This is a genomic window from Streptomyces sp. TRM68367, from assembly GCF_014495685.1.
Lineage (GTDB): Bacteria > Actinomycetota > Actinomycetes > Streptomycetales > Streptomycetaceae > Streptomyces.
In genome coordinates this window covers 27145-44205 of the sequence record NZ_JACTVI010000049.1, presented here as the reverse complement: position 1 = coordinate 44205, position 17061 = coordinate 27145, and the positions used below count along the sequence as shown (strand labels likewise).

At 71.3% G+C, this 17061-nt stretch carries 15 protein-coding genes and 1 pseudogene; 5 read left to right on the top strand and 11 right to left on the bottom strand.

Annotation, left to right across the window (positions count from 1 at the left end):
- The 4 genes from H8R17_RS27140 to H8R17_RS27125 form a co-directional block, all read right to left on the bottom strand.
- Entirely contained in the window at positions 1-684 is a 684-nt protein-coding gene (locus H8R17_RS27140; protein WP_187825838.1) for a glycoside hydrolase family 75 protein, read from the bottom strand.
- Between the two features lie 169 nt (positions 685-853).
- Positions 854-1690, bottom strand: a complete 837-nt coding sequence (locus H8R17_RS27135) for an aldo/keto reductase (protein WP_187825837.1) — start codon at positions 1688-1690, stop codon at positions 854-856.
- Positions 1691-1795: 105 nt separating this feature from the next.
- Entirely contained in the window at positions 1796-3622 is a 1827-nt protein-coding gene (locus H8R17_RS27130; protein ID WP_187825836.1) for a long-chain fatty acid--CoA ligase, read from the bottom strand.
- A gap of 335 nt (positions 3623-3957) precedes the next feature.
- The gene (locus H8R17_RS27125; RefSeq protein ID WP_187825835.1) at positions 3958-4836 is read right to left on the bottom strand and encodes a LysR substrate-binding domain-containing protein; all 879 of its coding nucleotides are present in this window, start codon (positions 4834-4836) and stop codon (positions 3958-3960) included.
- A gap of 175 nt (positions 4837-5011) precedes the next feature.
- On the opposite strand from H8R17_RS27125, the gene H8R17_RS27120 reads away from it, so the two are divergent.
- Positions 5012-6055, top strand: a complete 1044-nt coding sequence (locus H8R17_RS27120; protein WP_316959546.1) for a bile acid:sodium symporter family protein — start codon at positions 5012-5014, stop codon at positions 6053-6055.
- Here the strand turns inward: H8R17_RS27120 and H8R17_RS27115 are convergent.
- Positions 5991-7223: a DUF4185 domain-containing protein gene (locus H8R17_RS27115; protein ID WP_187825833.1), complete on the bottom strand. Its 1233-nt coding sequence runs from the start codon at positions 7221-7223 to the stop codon at positions 5991-5993. The genes H8R17_RS27120 and H8R17_RS27115 overlap by 65 nt on opposite strands.
- Before the next feature lie 11 nt (positions 7224-7234).
- Positions 7235-7480, bottom strand: a pseudogene (locus H8R17_RS27110) (LamG-like jellyroll fold domain-containing protein); the annotation flags it as partial.
- On the opposite strand from H8R17_RS27110, the gene H8R17_RS27105 reads away from it, so the two are divergent.
- Positions 7401-7634: a hypothetical protein gene (locus H8R17_RS27105; RefSeq protein WP_187825832.1), complete on the top strand. Its 234-nt coding sequence runs from the start codon at positions 7401-7403 to the stop codon at positions 7632-7634. The pseudogene H8R17_RS27110 and the gene H8R17_RS27105 overlap by 80 nt on opposite strands.
- A 116-nt stretch (positions 7635-7750) precedes the next feature.
- Here H8R17_RS27105 and fdhD read toward each other — a convergent pair whose 3' ends face one another.
- Genes fdhD through H8R17_RS27080 form a run of 5 tightly spaced genes read right to left on the bottom strand, consistent with a single transcriptional unit; the run spans position 7751 to position 14235 of the window.
- On the bottom strand, positions 7751-8635 hold the full coding sequence (gene fdhD, locus H8R17_RS27100) for a formate dehydrogenase accessory sulfurtransferase FdhD (RefSeq protein ID WP_187825831.1): 885 nt from the start codon (positions 8633-8635) through the stop codon (positions 7751-7753).
- 17 nt (positions 8636-8652) lie between these two features.
- The gene (locus H8R17_RS27095; RefSeq protein ID WP_187825830.1) at positions 8653-9513 is read right to left on the bottom strand and encodes a 2Fe-2S iron-sulfur cluster-binding protein; all 861 of its coding nucleotides are present in this window, start codon (positions 9511-9513) and stop codon (positions 8653-8655) included.
- On the bottom strand, positions 9510-11342 hold the full coding sequence (locus tag H8R17_RS27090) for an NAD(P)H-dependent oxidoreductase subunit E (RefSeq protein ID WP_187825829.1): 1833 nt from the start codon (positions 11340-11342) through the stop codon (positions 9510-9512). The genes H8R17_RS27095 and H8R17_RS27090 overlap by 4 nt, the downstream gene beginning before the upstream one ends.
- A gap of 5 nt (positions 11343-11347) precedes the next feature.
- The gene (locus H8R17_RS27085; protein WP_187825828.1) at positions 11348-13267 is read right to left on the bottom strand and encodes a molybdopterin oxidoreductase family protein; all 1920 of its coding nucleotides are present in this window, start codon (positions 13265-13267) and stop codon (positions 11348-11350) included.
- Positions 13264-14235, bottom strand: coding sequence for a 2-dehydropantoate 2-reductase (locus tag H8R17_RS27080; RefSeq protein ID WP_187825827.1), 972 nt, complete (start codon positions 14233-14235; stop codon positions 13264-13266). The genes H8R17_RS27085 and H8R17_RS27080 overlap by 4 nt, the downstream gene beginning before the upstream one ends.
- A 205-nt stretch (positions 14236-14440) precedes the next feature.
- On the opposite strand from H8R17_RS27080, the gene H8R17_RS27075 reads away from it, so the two are divergent.
- The 3 genes from H8R17_RS27075 to H8R17_RS27070 all read left to right on the top strand — a co-directional run bounded on the left by H8R17_RS27075 (position 14441) and on the right by H8R17_RS27070 (position 16989).
- Positions 14441-15778 (top strand): OFA family MFS transporter, encoded by a 1338-nt coding sequence (locus H8R17_RS27075; protein ID WP_187825826.1) that lies wholly within the window; start codon positions 14441-14443, stop codon positions 15776-15778.
- A complete protein-coding gene (locus tag H8R17_RS47445; RefSeq protein ID WP_262505539.1) occupies positions 15747-15881 on the top strand; it encodes a hypothetical protein in 135 nt (44 codons plus the stop codon). The genes H8R17_RS27075 and H8R17_RS47445 overlap by 32 nt, the downstream gene beginning before the upstream one ends.
- 160 nt (positions 15882-16041) lie before the next feature.
- Complete coding sequence (locus H8R17_RS27070; protein ID WP_187825825.1) at positions 16042-16989, top strand: beta-ketoacyl-ACP synthase III; 948 nt, start codon at positions 16042-16044, stop codon at positions 16987-16989.
- The last annotated feature ends 72 nt before the right edge of the window (positions 16990-17061 follow it).

The following is a 17061-nucleotide window of genomic DNA, read 5'->3' as shown; positions in this document are numbered from 1 at the left end:
TCAGGTGCCGCGCACGAACTCCCGGGCCAGGCGATCGCCCAGCGTGACCGCCGCGTCGTGGTTCTCGATGGGGGACACCCGCGAGCCCGTGAACAGGATGTACGTCACCTCGGAGCCGGTGCCGCCGGTGGCCGGGTCGGGGTCGATGCCGAGGGCCTCGGCGGTGGCGTACGAGGCCTCGCCGATGATCTGCGAGGGTCCGGCGTCGCCGACGACCGCGTACCGGACCCTGCCCCGGTAGACGACGGCCACCACACCGCCGCCCTTGATACCGGCCCCGGCGTAGTCCCAGATGCCGCTGGGGGCGGGCACGACGACGTACGGCAGCGTGTCGGAGCGCAGCGGCCTGCCGTCGGACCGGTGGAACGCGGTGTCGTCCTGGAACCAGGGGTTGGTGCGCTCGTTGCACTTCGCGGTGCGCTGTCCGTCGCAGTCGATGTCCATGTCGGCCTTCCAGAACACGGCGCCGTCCGCGCCGCACACGGGGACGGTGGCCGAGCTGTTCGCGTCGGTGCGGTACCTGCCGTGGGAGACCCGCGTGCAGGACCGCACCTTGGCGAGCAGTTCGGCCGCGCCGACCGAGCCCTCCGCGGGAGCGGCGGGGGAGGCGGTGGCGGGGAGGGCCGCGGCGGCGAGCAGGGCGGCGGCGGAGGCCGCGGCGAGGGCCGGTGGTCGGATGCGCACGGTGGGACCCTTCTGTCAGGAAAGCTTCCTTACCTCGGGGTCAACCTGCGCTGACGCCATGATCGCGTCAACCAGGCGCGCTCGAACGGACGTCGGCGACACCCGTGTACAGCAGTGCGCCCCGGGCCCGTGGGGTCCCGGGGCGCACGGACGGCGCGGTGGCCGTGGCTCAGCCGATGTCGAGCGTCGCCGGGTCCGGACCGATCCGCCGGTCCTCGTTCAGCGCGCTGATCGCCGCGAGGTCCTCGGTGTCCAGGCTGAAGTCGAACACGTCGATGTTCTCCTTGATCCGGGACGGCGTCACCGACTTCGGGATCACGACGTTGCCGAGCTGGAGGTGCCAGCGCAGCACGACCTGGGCCGGGCTGCGGCCGTGCTTCTGCGCGATGGCGACGATCGCCGGGACCTCCAGCAGGCCCTTGCCCTGGCCGAGCGGCGACCAGGCCTCGGTGGCGATGCCCTGCTCCGCGTGGTACTCGCGGGCGGCGTGCTGCTGCAGGTGCGGGTGCAGCTCGATCTGGTTGACCGCCGGAATGACCGAGGTCTCGCCGATCAGGCGGTCCAGGTGCTCCGGGAGGAAGTTGGAGACGCCGATCGCGCGGACCCGGCCGTCCGCGTGCAGCTTCTCGAACGCCTTGTACGTGTCGACGTACTGGTCGCGGGCCGGGCGCGGCCAGTGGATCAGGTACAGGTCCACGTACTCCAGGCCGAGTTTGGCCAGGGACGTGTCGAAGGCGCGCAGTGTGGAGTCGTACCCCTGGTCGCTGTTCCACAGCTTCGTGGTGACGAAGAGCTCCTCGCGGGGGATGCCGGAGGCGGCGATGGCCTTGCCGGTGCCCTCCTCGTTGCCGTAGATCGCCGCGGTGTCGATGCTGCGGTACCCGGCCTGAAGCGCCGTGGCTACGGCGGTCTCCGCCTCTTCGTCCGGCACCTGCCAGACACCGAAGCCCAACTGGGGCATCTCGACGCCGTTGTTCAGGATGGTCGGGGGGACCTTGCTGCTCACGAGCTCATCGATCCTTAGGTTGCTGTCAGGTGGTACTCATATCGTCAACGATCAACGGCCCCGATGCATTCCGCACGGGAATCCGGGCGCCGCGCACGGGAGACCTCAGGCACGGTAGAGGGCCTCGACCTCGTTGGCGTACGCATTCTCGATCGCCTTGCGCTTCAGCTTCAGCGACGGCGTCAGCAGCCCGTGCTCCTCGGTGAACGGCTGCGCCAGGATGCGGAAGGTGCGGATCGACTCGGCCTGCGAGACCAGGGTGTTGGCGGCGACCACCGCACGCCGCACCTCCGTCTCCAGGTCGGAGTCGCGCACCAGTTGGGCCGACGGCAGTGCCGGTTTGCCGCGCATCTGCAGCCAGTGCTCGACGGCCTCGCGGTCGAGGGTGACCAGGGCGGCGACGTACGGGCGGTCGTTGCCGACCACGATGCACTGGTTGACCAGCGGATGGTCGCGCACCCGCTCCTCCAGCTGCGAGGGCGAGACGCTCTTGCCGCCGGAGGTGACCAGGATCTCCTTCTTGCGGCCGGTGATGGTGAGGTAGCCGTCCTCGTCGAGGGAGCCGATGTCGCCGGTGGCCAGCCAGCCGTCGTGCAAAGTCTGGTCGGTGGCCTTGGGGTTGTTGAGGTAGCCCTGGAAGATGCTGTCGCCGTGCAGCCAGATCTCGCCGTCGTCCGCGATGTGCACGGTGACGCCCGGAATGGGCGGCCCGACCGTGCCGTAGCGGGTGTGCTGGGGCGGGTTGGCGGTCGCGGCGGCCGTCGACTCGGTCAGGCCGTACCCCTCGTAGATCTGCACGCCCGCGCCCGCGAAGAACAGGCCGAGCCGCCGGTCCATCCCCGAACCGCCGGTCATCGCGTTGCGGATGCGCCCGCCCATCGCGGCGCGGAGCTTGACGTAGACGAGCCTGTCGAACAGCTGGTGCTGCATGCGCAGCCCCACCGACGGGCCGGGCCCGGTGCCCCAGGCCTTCGCCTCCACCGCGTCCGCGTACTTCACGGCGATCTCGACGGCCTTCTCGAACGGCCCCGACCGGCCCTCCTTCTCGGCCTTGCGGCGGGCCGCGTTGAAGACCTTCTCGAAGATGTACGGCACCGCGAGGATGAACGTCGGCCGGAATGCAGCCAGGTCGGGCAGCAGCGCCGCCGCGCTGAGCTGCGGCTGGTGGCCGAACTTGACCTTGCCGAGGATCGCGGCGACCTCCACCATCCGCCCGAGGACGTGTGCCAGCGGCAGGAACAGCAGTGTGGAGGCCTGGTCGCCCTTCTTCGAGTGGAACACCGGCTCCCAGCCCACGCGCATCGTCTCGGCCTCGAACATGAAGTTGCCGTGGGTGATGACGCAGCCCTTGGGGCGGCCCGTGGTGCCGGAGGTGTAGATGATCGTCGCGACCGAGTCGGGGGTGACGGCCTGCCGGTGCCGGTGCACGACCTCGTCGTCGAGAGGGGCGCCGGCCTCGTACAGATCCTGCACGGCGCCGGTGTCCAGCTGCCACAGATGGCGCAGTTGCGGCAGCCGGTCGATGACGGTGGCGATCGTCATCGCGTGGTCCTCGTGCTCCACGACCGCCGCGCTGACCTCGGAGTCGTAGAGCGTCCAGAAGCACTGCTCCGCCGAGGACGTGGGGTAGAGGGGCACCACCTGGGCGCCGATCGTCCACAGCGCGAAGTCGAACAGCGTCCACTCGTAGCGGGTACGGGACATGATCGCGACGCGGTCGCCGAAGCGGACCCCACGGGCCAGCAGGCCCTTGGCGAGGGCGAGCACCTCGTCGCGGAACTCGGCACAGGTGACGTCCCGCCACCGCCCCGTCTCGTCCTTGCGGCCGAGCGCGACGTACAGCGGATCCTCCTGGGCATGCCGGAAGACCGCGTCGGCCAGGCCGCCCACCGGAGGTGCCAACGCCAATGGAGGGTTGGTGTACTCGCGCAAACCCCGCTCCCCGCTCCTCAGCGCTTCAACTCGTGACGCTCCGCACAGCGCCGTGAAAGCTACCCCACCATCACATGCGCCGGGAGGGGGGCCGAAATGGAAGAACGCCTGAGGACGCGCAGGTCAGCGGGGGGAAAATGCGCTCACATGCGGAAGGGTCGGACAGAATCCTGACGGTTGGACAATTTTCGGTGCCCTAATCTCCACCGAATCTGTACGACGCGATTACCGCCCTCGGCAGTCTCGCACAAGGGCGCCGGCGCCGTGTCCTCTTCCGTCAGCGCGGGCGGATCGGAATTCGTTACTCCGGTTTCTGCCGACGTCGGCCCGGCCGTTCAGCCGCGCTCGCGCTGTGCGCGGTGCAGGCGGTCGCCGCCGGCCAGAACGGCCGCCGCCAGGGCGTCGGCGGCCTCCTGGGCGGAGGTGCGGCGCGGGCCGTGCACCAGGACGAAGTCGACGCGGCCCAGTTCCGGCAGGCCCGCCCGGTCCGGCACCCGCACCAGGCCCGGCGGGATCAGGCCGCGGGAGTGTGCCATCACGCCCAGTCCCGCGCGGGCCGCCGCGATCAGGCCGTTGAGGCTGCCGCTGGTGCACGCGATGCGCCACGGGCGGCCCTGCCGCTCCAGCGCCTCCATGGCGAGCGCCCGGGTGATGCCGGGCGGCGGGTAGACGATGAGCGGCACCGGGCGCTCGGGGTCCAGGCGCAGCCGCTCGGCGCCGATCCACACCAGCCGGTCGTGCCACACCAGTTCGCCGCGCCGGTCCTCGGGGCGCCGCTTGGCCAGCACCAGGTCCAGCTTCCCGGCGGCGAGCTGCTCGTGCAGCGTGCCCGACAGCTCGACCGTCAGTTCCAGATCGACCTCGGGGTGGTCGTGCCGGAAGCCCTCCAGGATCTCCGGCAGCCGGGTCAGCACGAAGTCCTCCGACGCGCCGAAGCGCAGCCGGCCGCGCAGCCGGGTGCCGGCGAAGAACGCCGTCGCCTGCTCGTGCACCTCCAGGAGCCGACGCGCGAAGCCGAGCATCGCCTCGCCGTCCTCGGTCAGCTCCACGGAGTGGGTGTCCCGGGTGAACAGCGTCCGCCCGGCGGCCTCCTCCAGGCGCCGCACGTGCTGGCTCACGGTCGACTGGCGCAGCCCGAGCCGCCGGGCGGCCTGCGTGAAGCTCAGCGTCTGGGCCACCGACAGGAACGTGCGCAGGTGCGAGGGGTCGTACATCGCCCCAGGTTATCGCGGATCGTGATGACAGTGAGAGCGGTATGCAGGATTCCTGATCGCCGGGTGGAGGAGGACGATGACGGGGGGACCCCCGTCCCCGGTACCGCCAGGGCCGCGGCTGGGCCGTCCTGGTCCCGCCGACGCGACATCGCAACGAACGAGCACGTGGAGCACCGTGAAACGCCTGCACTGGCCGAGCTGGATCCCGGTCGACCCGTACATCCTCCTGCTGCTCGGGACGGTGGGCCTCGCCGCGCTGATCCCGGCGCGCGGCACGGCCGCCGACGTCACCTCCGCAGCCTCCACGGCCGCGATCGCCTTCCTGTTCTTCCTGTACGGCGCCCGCCTGTCCACCCGTGAGGCGGTGGACGGCCTGCGGCACTGGCGGCTCCACCTCACCGTCCTGGCCTGCACCTTCGCCGTCTTCCCGGCGCTCGGCCTGGCCGCCCGCGGACTGGTCCCGGTGATCCTCACAGACCCCCTCTACCAGGGCCTGCTCTTCCTCACCCTCGTCCCGTCGACCATCCAGTCCTCGATCGCCTTCACCTCGATCGCCCGCGGCAACGTGCCCGCCGCGATCTGCGCGGGCTCCTTCTCCTCGCTGACCGGCATCGTCCTGACCCCGCTGCTCGCGGCCTCGTTGCTCGGTAACAGCGGCGGCGGCTTCTCCGCCGACTCCCTGGTCAAGATCGTGCTGCAGCTGCTGGTGCCGTTCCTCGCCGGGCAGCTGCTGCGCCGCTGGATAGGCGGCTTCGTCACGCGGCACAAGAAGGTCCTGGGACTCGTCGACCGCGGCTCGATCCTGCTGGTCGTCTACACGGCGTTCAGCGCGGGCATGGTGCAGGGCATCTGGCAGCAGGTCAGCCCGCTCCGGCTGGCCGGCCTGCTGGGCGTGGAGGCGGTCCTGCTCGCCGTGATGCTGACGCTGACCTGGTACGGCGGCAAGGCGCTGGGCTTCAGCCGCGAGGACCGGATCGCGATCCAGTTCGCCGGCTCGAAGAAGTCCCTGGCCGCCGGGCTGCCCATGGCGAGCGTCCTGTTCGGCGCGCACGCCTCGCTGGCCGTGCTGCCGCTGATGCTGTTCCACCAGATGCAGCTGATGGTGTGCGCGGTGATCGCCAAGCGCCGCTCGCGCGACTCCCGCGCGCAGGAGGTCACCGCGGCTCCGCCAGCCGCAGCGTCACGAACCGCGGTCGGTACAGGGACACGTTCCGGCTGAGCTGCGCCTGCGCGCCGGTGGGGTCCAGCCAGTTGACGTCGTAGCTGAGCACCAGGCGGCCGTCGCCGCTCAGCTCGGGATGCGTCTGCGGGTTGTACGCGGCGACCTGGCCCTGCGGCAGCGAGGGGCTGAACTGCTTCGTCGGTCCCTGCCAGGGCCCGGCGGGCGAGCAGGCCCAGTACGACGTCACGGTGGTCAGCCCCCCGGTGCCCGCGGCCATGGTGAACAGCACGTACGTCCCCTTGTCCCGCACCACCGAGAACGCGCTGCCCACGCCGGCGCGCCGCCCGTCCCCGAGCACCGGGCGCGGGCGGGCGGTACCGGCCGCCGCCCACGCCGAGCCGTTCCAGTACTGCCAGGCGCCCGCCTCGGCCAGCCGCCCCTTGGGCACCCGTGCCACGTACGCGTGCGAGACCGGACGCGCCGCCGCCCGGCCGTCGTCGCCGCCGTACACATACGTCCAGCCGTCCTCCTCCACCAGCGTCGTGCCGAACAGGACGCGCCGGGACGGGTCGGGGACCAACTGCTGGTCGAGCACCTTGGTGATCGACTCGACCCGCAGCCCGGGCAGGGTGAGGGTGGCGACCTCGGTGGCGGTGGGCACGCCGTAGATCCACGGGGCGGCGCCGACCGTGCGCACCCACAGCAGCACCCGCAGCACCTGCTCCGACGAGCCGGGGGAGCGGGGCTCCACGCGGGCGGCGACCGGCCAGCGCCACTGGTTCGGGGCGGGGTCGGGGAAGAGCGGCGCGGGCAGGGTGGACTCCAGGCGGCCGTCGCGCATCACCACGGCCGAGTTGCGCACCAGGGGCGCGGTCGTCTCCCGCCAGGCGTACGACTCGCCGACCGGGTTGGGCGGGCCGTGCACCTGGCCGAGGTAGGTGTCGGAGAACAGCCACAGCAGGCGGCCGTCCGGGAGGCGCACGGAGTGGGTGCCGTCGCCGCCCGTCCAGTCGTCGGTGCGGGACGGGTCGTCGCCGTAGCGGGCGAACTCGGTGGTGAGCCGGTCGTCCGCCGACCATTCGGCGACCGTGTGCGGCTTGCAGTCGTCGCCGTCCTGTTCCTCGTCGTCCGGGAGGGCGGTGAGCAGCACGGCCGCGAGGACCAGGGCCAGCAGCAGGCCCAGCCCGGTCCCCGCGCGCTGTCGTGCTCGTGCGTCGTCGGGCACGCTCCGGGACGTTAGTGGCTGCCGCTCACCCGGTCCATGGGCAGCCACAGGACGGTGCCGCGGGTGGCCGAAGCCGTCGCCGCGGTGGCCGGTTCCGACTTCCCGAGGGCTCGGTCCCAGACCCGTACGTCGTCGATCGCGCCGGTGAAGAGGGCCCGGCTGTCCATGCGCTGCCCGATGTGCACGCCGAAGGGGGAGTTCCGGCTGACCGAGCCGGGCACGTCCGCCGCGGCGACGGCAGGCGTATCCGGGGTCCCGGTCGGCCCTGAAGAGGACCTGTTGCTCGAACGGTGGGGCGGCGGAGGGGAGTTGGGTGTCGGCGGGCTCGGTGAGGCGTCGATGACGCTCGACTTCCCGCGGCTGGGGTCGGTGGTGACGGCGTCCGCGGTGGCCTTCGCGGCGGGAGGATGAGGCCGGGGAGGGGCGGCGGGCCGGAGTCCGCCCGGGCAGGGCGAGGCGGGGCCCCGCGGCGCAGGGGGCGCTCCCCGCCGGCCGGGGCCCCGCCGCCGTGTAGCGGGGAACCGCCGTCAGCCCCGGGCGGCCGCGGTCCGCAGGGCGATGCGGTCCTCGCCCGCGTACACGTTCATGGAACTGCCCCGCAGGAAGCCCACCAGCGTCAGGCCCGTCTCCGCGGCCAGGTCCACGGCCAGCGACGAGGGCGCCGACACCGCCGCGAGCACCGGGATCCCCGCCATGACCGCCTTCTGCGCCAGCTCGAACGAGGCCCGGCCCGACACCAGCAGCACGCACCGGGACAGGGGCAGGTCCCCGTTCTGCAACGCGCGGCCGACCAGCTTGTCGACCGCGTTGTGCCGGCCCACGTCCTCCCGGACGTCCAGCAGCTCCCCGTCCTCGCTGAACAGGGCCGCCGCGTGCAGCCCCCCGGTCCGGTCGAAGACCCGCTGGGCTGCGCGCAGCCGGTCGGGGAGGCTCGCGAGCAGTCCGGGTTCCAGCCGGACCGGGGGAGTGTCGGCGATGGGCCAGCGGGCCGTCGTACGCACCGCGTCCAGCGATGCCTTGCCGCACAGGCCGCAGGACGAGGTCGTGTAGACGTTGCGTTCGAGGGTGATGTCCGGGACGGCGACACCCGGCGCCGTCTTCACGTCCACGACGTTGTACGTGTTCGAGCCTCCCCCACTCTCGACTTCGCTCGAGCGGGAGGTGCCCGAACCCGTCGCTCCCGCGCAGTAGACGATGTTCTGCAGATCGGATGCCGCACCCAGCACACCCTCACTCACCAGAAAACCGGCGGCGAGCGCGAAGTCGTCGCCCGGGGTGCGCATGGTGATCGCGAGCGGCTTGCCGTTCAGCCGGATTTCCAGGGGCTCCTCGGCGACGAGCGTGTCCGGGCGGGCCGAGACCGCGCCGTCCCGGATGCGGATCACCTTGCGTCGTTCCGTGACTCGTCCCATGTCCCCATCAGCCCCGATCAGTCCCGGTTCTGTACGTGCTGGTAGCCGAAGCGGCCCTTGATGCAGAGGTTGCCGTGGGTCACCGGGTTGTCGTGCGGCGAGGTGACCTTCACGATCTCATTGTCCTGCACGTGCAGGGTGAGGTTGCAGCCCACGCCGCAGTACGCGCACACCGTGGTCGTCTCGGTCTGCCGCGACTCGTCCCACGTACCCGCCGCCCGCATGTCGAACTCCGACTTGAACGACAGGGCCCCCGTCGGGCACACCTCGATGCAGTTCCCGCAGTACACGCACGCCGAGTCGGTCAGCGGCGCGTCGTGCTCCACCGCGATCCGGGCGTCGAAACCGCGCCCGGCGACCGAGATCGCGAAGGTGTTCTGCCACTGGTCGCCGCAGGCGTCCACGCACTTGTAGCAGAGGATGCACTTGTCGTAGTCGCGTACGTACAGCTCGTTGTCGATCTTCGGCTCTTCGTCGAGGCGGGCCGCGTCGGGGCCGAAGCGGTCCGGCTTCGCCTCGTACTCCTTGATCCACTCCGCGGCCCCCGGCGTCGTCGACAGGTCGGCCGAGGAGGCGAGGAGTTCGAGGACGATCTTGCGGCTGTGCCGGGCGCGCTCGGTGCCGGTCTGCACGACCATGCCCGGCTCCGCCTTGCGGGAGCAGGCCGGGACCAGCGTCCTGGACCCCTCGACCTCGACGACGCAGACGCGGCAGGCGTTCTTGGGGGTGAGCGTGTCGCCCTGGCAGAGGGTCGGGATGTCCTTCCCGGCGGCCCGGCAGGCGTCGAGGATCGTCGAGCCTTCCGGGACCCTCGCCTCCTCGCCGTCGATGGTGAATTCCAGCAGCCGACGCGGGATCCCCAGCGGTGTCACGGTCATTCGTACGCCCCCAGACGGTCGATGGCGGATTCCACGGCGTTCCACGCGGTCTGCCCCAGACCGCAGATCGAGGCGTCCCGCATCGCGCGGCCGACCTCTCTGAGCAGGACGATGTCGTCGGCGGCAGCGGCACCCGTGCGCTCGACGATCCGGTGCAGCGCCTCCTCCTGGCGCACGGTCCCGACCCGGCACGGCACGCACTGCCCGCACGACTCGTCCCGGAAGAACTCGGCGATGCGCAGCAGCAGCCGGGGCAGCGGCACCGTGTCGTCGAAGGCCATGACGACCCCCGAGCCGAGCGTGGTCCCCGCCTGCCGGGTGCCTTCGATGGTGAGCGGGACATCGAGTTCGTCGGGGCGTACGAAGCCACCCGCCGCGCCGCCCAGGAGGACGGCCCGCAGGTTCTCCTTCGCTTCGGCCAGCGACAGCAGTTCGCCCAGCGTCGCCCCGAACGGCAGCTCGTAGATGCCGGGCCGCGCCACGCTCCCCGACACGCAGAACAGCTTCGGTCCGGTGGACTTCCCGGTGCCGATCGCCGCGTACGCCGGGGCGCCCATGGTCAGGATCGGCAGCACGTTGACCAGCGTCTCGACGTTGTTCTCGGCCGTCGGCTTGCCGAACAGGCCCTTCTCCACCGGGAACGGCGGCTTCGAGCGCGGTTCACCCCGGTAGCCCTCGATGGAGTTGAAGAGCGCGGTCTCCTCGCCGCAGATGTAGGCGCCCGCGCCCCGGCGGATCTCGATGTCGAAGGCGTAGCCCTGGCCGAGGATGTCGTCGCCGAGCAGCCCACGGGCCCGTGCCTGGTCGATCGCGTGTCGCATACGGCTTGTCGCCCTCGGATACTCGCCGCGCAGGTACAGGTATCCCTGGTGCGCGCCGATCGCATACGCCGCGATGGTCATCGCCTCGACGAGCGCGTACGGGTCGCCCTCCATGAGCACGCGGTCCTTGAAGGTGCCCGGCTCGGACTCGTCGGCGTTGCAGACGAGGTAGTGCGGGTGGTCGGGCTGGGACGCCGTGGCCTGCCACTTGCGGCCGGTGGGGAAGGCGGCGCCGCCGCGCCCGGCCAGAGCGGAGTCGGTGACCTCGCGGATCACCCCGGCGGGGCCCAGCTCGAAGGCCCGACGCAGGGCGGCGTAACCGCCGTGGGCGCGGTAGTCGTCCAGCGACGACGGGTCGACCACGCCGATGCGGCGCAGCAGGATCAGCTCCTCGTGACCCGCCTGGGGTACGGCCATCGCCGCGGGCGGCTCCTCAGAGGCCGAGTCCGGCGCGCTCGCCGCGAGGACGGCGTCGTGCACGGTCGCCGGCGCCGACACCGCCGTACGCGCCGGATCACCGGCCTTGATCGCCAGCGCCGCCGGAGCCCGCTCGCACAGCCCCAGACAGGGGCTGCGCTCGACGGACACACCACTGCCCGGCCCGAGCCGGGACTCGATCCCGGCGCACAACTCACTCGCCCCGGCGGCCGCGCACGCGAGGTCGGTGCAGACGTGCAGCACGGTCGCGGGACGGGGCTTCACCGAGAACATCGCGTAGAAGGTCGCGACGCCGTACGCCTCCGCGGGCGGCACCGTCAGCCGCCGGCACAGGTAGTCGAGGGCGCCGTCGCTGATCCAGCCGACCCGGTCGTTGATCGCGTGCAGCCCCGGCAACAGCAGGTCGCGGCGGTCCCGGGCCTCGCGTCCGCCGCGGGCCCACCGCAGGTCGGCGGCCTCCGTCTCATCTCGGGCGGCGCCTTCCCAGGAGGACTCCGGCGGGCCGAGCAGCGCGTCGATGGCCGCCCGCTCCTCGTCCGTCGGTTTGCTGTCGCCGAAGTGCAGGTCCACTTACGTCACCTCACGATGGTCGCGACGGGGAGCTTCTCGATCCGGATCGCCGACGCCTTGAACTCCGCCGTGCCCGCGATCGGGCAGTTGGCCTCGATCGTCAGCTGGTTGGTGTCCACCTCGTCGGGGAAGTGCATGGTCATGAAGGCCAGCCCCGGCCGCAGCGCGGTGTCGATCCACACCGGCGCCACCACGGATCCCCGCCGGGACGTGACCTGGACCTCCTCGCCCGCCACGACCCCGTAGCGCTCCGCGTCCTCCGGGCACAGCTCGACGTACTCGCCGCGCCGCAGCGGGGAGGCGAAACCGCCGCTCTGCACACCGGTGTTGTAGGAGTCGAGCCGTCGGCCGGTGGTCAGCCGGACCGGGTACTCCTCGTCGGTGAGGTCGACCGGCGGATCGTGCTGGACGATCCCGAAGGGCGCGGGCCGGCCGCGCCTTGCGGTGTCCGTCTCCCACAACCGCCCGTGCAGATAGGTCGGTTCGAGCCGGTTGATGCTCGGGCACGGCCACTGGATGCCCTGGTGCTCCGCCAGGCGGTCGTACGTCATCCCGTAGTGGTCCGGCGAGACGGAGCGCAGCTCGTTCCACACGGACTCGGCGTCGGCGTACTTCCAGTCGTGGCCCAGGCGCGCCGCCAGCTCGCAGATGATGTCGATGTCCTCGCGCGCCTCGCCGGGAGGGGTCATGGCACGGCGTACGCGCTGCACCCGCCGCTCGCTGTTGGTGGTGGTGCCGTCGGTCTCCGCCCACCCGGCGGTCGCGGGCAGCACGACGTCGGCCAGCTCGGCCGTCTTCGTCAGGAAGATGTCCTGGACGACGAGGAAGTCCAGGGCGCTCAGCCGCCGTACCGCCTGTTCGCTGTCCGCCTCCGACTGCGCCGGGTTCTCGCCGATGCAGTAGACGGCCTTCAGGGCACCCTCCTCCATCGCCTCGAACATCTCCGTCAGGTTCAGCCCGTAGTGCGGCTGAATGAAGGTGTCCCAGGCCGACTCGAACTTCAGCCGGGTGTCCGGGTCGAGGATGTCCTGGAAGCCCGGGAGGCGGTTGGGGATGGCACCCATGTCGCCGCCGCCCTGCACGTTGTTCTGCCCGCGCAGGGGCTGCAACCCCGAGCCGTACCGCCCCACATGCCCGGTCAGCAGGGACAGGTTGATCAGCGCGCGGACGTTGTCGGTGCCGTTGTGGTGCTCGGTGATGCCGAGGGTCCAGCACAGCTGGGCGCGTTCGGCGCGGGCGTAGGCGTGCGCCAACTGCCGTATGGCGGCGGCCGGTACACCCGTCACCTTCTCGGCGAGGGACAGCGTCCAGGGCTCGACGAGCGCCTTGTACTCCTCGAAGCCCGTCGTCGCCCGCTCGATGAACACCTCGTTGGCCAGGCCCGCGTGGATGATCTCGCGGCCGATCGCGTGCGCCATCGGGATGTCCGTGCCGACGTTCAGGCCGAGCCAGCTCTCCGCCCACTCGGCGGTCGACGTGCGGCGCGGGTCGACGGCGTACATACGGGCGCCGCTGTGGATGCCCTTCAGGACGTGCTGGAAGAAGATCGGGTGCGCGAAGCGGGCGTTGGAGCCCCACATCACGATGACGTCGGTGTGCTCGATCTCCTCGTACGAGGACGTACCGCCGCCGGAGCCGAAGGCGGCCGAGAGCCCCGCGACGCTCGGGGCGTGGCAGGTGCGGTTGCAGGAGTCCACGTTGTTGGTGCCCATCACCACCCGCGCGAACTTCTGCGCCACGTAGTTCATCTCGTTGGTGGCGCGGGCGCAGGAGAACATGCCGAACGCGCCGCGCGCCGCCCCGATGCCCCGGGCCGCCCGGTCCAGGGCCTCCTCCCAACCGGCCTGTCGGAAGGGCTCGTCGCGCGAGTCGCGCACCAGCGGGTGGGTGAGCCGGGTGTAGGTCTTCGGTTGCCGTTTCCTCATGCGGCGCTCCTCAGCGCGAGCAGGTCCGAGATGGCGTGCACGGTGCGCAGGGTGGGCACCTCCACGCCGGTGATCTCCGCCAGCTCGACGACGGCCGCGAGCAGCACGTCGAGTTCCAGCGGTTTGCCGCGCTCCAGGTCCTGGAGCGTGGAGGTGCGGTGGTCGCCGACCCGTTCCGCGCCGGCGAGACGGCGTTCGATGGATACGCCGACCTCGCAGCCGAGGGCCGTGGCGACGGCGAGCGTCTCGGTCATCATGATCTCGATCACCTGGCGCGTGCCGCCGTGCAGGCACATCTGCCGCATCGTCGCGCGGGCCAGCGCGCTGATCGGGTTGAAGGAGATGTTGCCGAGCAGCTTGAGCCAGATGTCGCTGCGCAGAGCGGGCTCGACTGGGCACTTCAGGCCGCCCGTCCGCATCGCCTCGCTGAACGCCAGACAGCGCGCCGACCGGCTGCGGTCGGGCTCGCCGATCGAGAACCGGGTACCTTCCAAGTGCCGTACGACACCCGGTCCTTCGAGCTCGGTGGCCGCGTAGACGACGCAGCCGACGGCCCGTTCGGGCGCGAGCACCGCACTGACCGCGCCGCCGGGGTCCACGCTCTCGACGCGGTGGCCGTCGTACGGGCCGCCGTGCCGGTGGAAGTACCACCAGGGGATGCCGTTCTGGGCCGCGACGACCGCCGTGGTGTCGTGCAGCAGTGGCGCGATCAGCGGCCCGCACGCCGCGTACGCGTTGGCCTTCAGGCCCAGGAAGACGTAGTCGACCGGGCCGACCTCGGCCGGGTCGTCGGTGGCACGGGGATGCGCGGTGAAGTCGCCGCGCGGGCTGAGCACACGTACTCCGTGCCGCCTCATGGCCGCCAGATGCGGTCCACGGGCGATGAGATGCACGTCGGCGCCCGCTCGGTGGAGCGCGGCACCGACATAGGCGCCGATGGCACCGGCGCCGAGGACTGCGACTTTCACGGGAACACTCCGTTCGGTTTGAGGGATACCGCGGAGGTGGTGGAGGCTGTCTCGAAAGTGTCGACGAAATATTGTCTACAGTATGGAGGTTGGGTCGACAAGGGTCCGCACACGGACCGTTCGGCGCATCCTGGATACCGCTCGTCGCATACGGTCGACGCGCCGCCTTCTCAACTCACGCGCCGCTGCCTACCGTCCGGGTCCTATGAGTCCCCCAGTAGCACCCGCGGGCTGGAGCCGCTGGCTCGTCCCGCCCGCCGCTCTCTCGGTCCACCTCTCCATCGGCCAGGCCTACGCGTGGAGCGTGTTCAAACCGCCGCTCGAATCCGCGCTCGGCCTGAACGGCACCGAGAGCGCCCTGCCGTTCCAGCTCGCCATCGTCATGCTCGGCCTGTCGGCCGCCTTCGGCGGCACGCTCGTGGAGCGCAACGGGCCGCGCTGGGCGATGACCGTCGCCCTGGTCTGCTTCTCCTCCGGCTTCCTGCTGTCCGCGCTCGGCGCGGCCACGCAGCAGTACTGGCTGATCGTCCTCGGCTACGGCTTCGTCGGCGGGATCGGCCTCGGCATCGGGTACATCTCGCCGGTCTCGACACTCATCAAGTGGTTCCCGGACCGGCCCGGCATGGCCACCGGCATCGCCATCATGGGCTTCGGCGGGGGCGCGCTGATCGCCTCGCCGTGGTCGGCGCAGATGCTGGAGTCGTTCGGCAGCGACAGCGGCGGGATCGCCACCGCGTTTCTCGTCCACGGGCTGTCGTATGCGGTGTTCATGCTGCTCGGCGTACTGCTGGTGCGGGTGCCACGGACCGGGAAGCCGGTCGACCGCGGGCCGAGCGTCCTCGAGGGGCCGCAGGTCTCCGCCCGCGGCGCCGTGCGCACCCCGCAGTTCTGGTGCCTGTGGATCGTGCTCTGCATGAACGTCACGGCCGGCATCGGCATCCTGGAGAAGGCCGCCCCGATGATCACAGACTTCTTCGCGGACACCTCGACGCCGGTGTCGGCGACGGCCGCCGCCGGGTTCGTCGCGCTGCTGTCCGCGGCCAACATGGCGGGCCGGATCGGCTGGTCGTCCACCTCCGACCTGATCGGGCGCAAGAACATCTACCGCGTCTACCTCGGCGTCGGCGCGCTGATGTACCTCGCCATCGCCCTGTTCGGCGACTCCTCCAAGCCGCTGTTCATCCTGGCCGCGCTGGTGATCCTGTCCTTCTACGGCGGCGGCTTCGCCACCATCCCGGCCTACCTGAAGGACCTGTTCGGCACCTACCAGGTCGGCGCGATCCACGGGCGGCTGCTCACCGCCTGGTCCACGGCCGGCGTCCTCGGGCCGCTGATCGTGAACTGGATCGCCGACCGGCAGGAGGAGGCCGGCCGGCACGGGGCGTCCCTGTACGGGCTGTCGTTCGCCATCATGATCGGGCTGCTCGTCGTCGGCTTCGTCGCCAACGAACTCGTCCGCCCCGTCCACCCCCGCCACCACGTCCCCGTTCCCGCGCCGAAGGAGGCCGCCGATGACCGGCGACAGCAGCCAGAGTCCGCCTAGCCGGCGCGGGCTGATTACCTTCGCCTGGCTGTGGGTGGCCGCGCCGCTCGCCTACGGGCTGTACGAGCTCGTGCGCAAGGCTACGCAGCTGTTCACGGGGTAGGTGTTCGGGCGATCACCCACGAGAGACACGGGCGTCCGGGAGTCTGACAGAAGCCGACAAGCCGGGTGTCCGTTTCCTGTCGCATCACCTGCCGCCGTACCCGTGAGTCACTGATCAGACTGGTGAATCCCGCTACCCACGGCAACGAGGGGATCCACCAATGAACGGCTCGCGCATCGCCGCCGTCGGCCACTACCAGCCCGCCAGGGTGCTCACCAACGAGGACCTGGCGGGCCTGGTCGACACCAGTGACGAGTGGATCAGGAGCCGGGTGGGCATCAGCACCCGGCACATCGCCGGACCCGACGAGCCGGTCGACGAGCTGGCCGCGCACGCCGCCGCCAAGGCGCTGGCCGCGGCCGGGCTCGCGTCCGGGGACATCGACCTGGTCCTCGTCGCCACGTCCACCGCGATCGACCGCTCGCCGAACACCGCCGCCCGGGTCGCAACCCGCCTCGGCATCCCCTCGCCCGCCGCGATGGACGTCAACGTCGTGTGCGCCGGATTCACCCACGCCCTGGCCAGCGCCGACCACACCGTGCGGGCGGGCGCCGCGAGCCGCGCACTTGTCATCGGCGCCGACAAGATGTCCGACGTGACCGACTGGACCGACCGCACCACCTGCGTGCTCGTCGGCGACGGGGCGGGGGCCGCCGTCGTGGAGGCCTGCGCACCGGGCGAGGAGCCCGGGATCGGGCCGGTGCTGTGGGGTTCGGTGCCCGAGATGGGGCGGGCGGTGCGGATCGAGGGCACGCCGCCGCGGTTCGCGCAGGAGGGGCAGAGCGTCTACCGCTGGGCCACCACCCAGCTGCCGCCCATCGCGCGCCGGGCCTGCGAGCGGGCGGGGCTGGCGCCGGCGGACCTGGCCGCGGTCGTGCTGCACCAGGCCAACCTGCGCATCATCGAGCCCCTCGCGGTCAAGCTCGGCGCGGTGAACGCCGTCGTCGCCCGCGATGTCGCCGAGTCCGGCAACACTTCGGCCGCCAGCATCCCGCTGGCCTTCTCCAAGCTCGTCGAACAGGGCCGGATCTCCACCGGGGACCCGGTGCTGCTGTTCGGCTTCGGCGGGAACCTGTCGTACGCCGGGCAGGTCGTCCGCTGTCCGTGACCTGCCCGTACGACCGAGTGTGACGAGTCCAACTCCCCGTTTCCCTGGCGTTTGTGCACCGTAGACTGTAGA